1 protein-coding gene is annotated in these 1240 nt (G+C 63.9%); it reads left to right on the forward strand.

Translation table 11 applies throughout. The features are described 5' to 3' along the window. The first annotated feature begins 327 nt into the window (after nt 1–327). Nucleotides 328–1212, forward strand: coding sequence for a LysR substrate-binding domain-containing protein (locus B2790_RS21060; RefSeq protein WP_013973663.1), 885 nt, complete (start codon nt 328–330; stop codon nt 1210–1212). The last annotated feature ends 28 nt before the right edge of the window (nt 1213–1240 follow it).

Genomic DNA, 1240 nt, shown 5'->3' on the forward strand with positions numbered 1-1240 from the left:
CCAGCGGGAACACCGCCGCCTGTGGCAAGCGCTGGTAGATCGAGTTGTCGGTGGCCAGCACCGTGCGGGTACCGTAATCGGCACTGATCTGGCCACGGAAGCCGCTGCTGCGCAGGGCTTCGAGGAATTCGGGGTAGTTGGCGCTCGGGGCAACGGTCGGCAGCTGGGCGATCATCGAAGGATGGCCTCTTGATATTGGCTAATTCACGGGATTCCTGTCGTTCCGGCATGGGTGATGGCATGCGGAGGTGACGTGCAGGCCAATGTTCCTGTAGTTTCGCTTCAGGGGCAAACGGATAATCCTGCCGCTATTAATGACTTTCATGAATGAATTACCGCCATCTGACCCCATCCATGTCGCTGCTACTGGCTTTCGAGGCTGCCGCCCGGCATGAAAGCTACACCCGCGCCGCCGCCGAGCTGTCGCTGACCCAGAGCGCGGTCAGCCGCCAGGTGCAGGCGCTGGAGCAGCAACTGGGCCTGACCCTGTTCCGCCGCGAGGGGCGCCAGGTGCAGCTGACCGACGTCGGCCGCCTGTACCAGCGCGAGCTGAGCGAGGCACTGGGGCGCATTCGCAGCGCCACCTTGCAGGCACTGGCCTACCAGTCGGGGGTGGGCACCTTGCGCCTGGCCACCTTGCCCACGTTCGGCTCGAAATGGCTGCTGCCAAGGCTGCACGCCTTCTACAGCGCCCACCCGGGCATGCTGGTGCACATACATTCACGCATCGAAGCCATCAACTTCGACACCAGCGAGATCGATGCCGCCATCGGCGTGGCCAGTCACGACCTGCCGGGGTTGATCTGCCATCGCCTGCATGCCGAGGAACTGGTGGTGATATTGCCGCCGGAGGCTGGTGCGGACAGCCAGGGCTGGAGCCCTGCACGCATCAGTGAAGAGGTGCTGCTGAATGTGGCCAACAACCCGCATGCCTGGGGCGAGTGGTTTTCACACCATGGCCTGGCGCACCGGGCGATGCGCCTGGGGCCGAGCTTCGAGCTGACCTCGCACCTGATCCAGGCGGTACGCGCCGGGATCGGCATCGGCCTGGTGCCGCGCATACTGGTGGAGGAAGAACTGGCCAAGGGTGAGCTGTACAGCCCCGGGGTGGCATTTGCCAGCCAGCGCAGTTATTACCTGATCTACCCACCGCGCAATGAGGCATTGCCGTCGCTGCGGGCGTTTCGCAGTTGGTTGCTGGAGCAGATCTGAATGTCTGGGCTGCCTGTACCGGCCCTTT

The organism is Pseudomonas sp. UBA6753 (assembly GCF_002453565.1).
GTDB classification, from domain to species: domain Bacteria; phylum Pseudomonadota; class Gammaproteobacteria; order Pseudomonadales; family Pseudomonadaceae; genus Aquipseudomonas; species Aquipseudomonas putida_Z.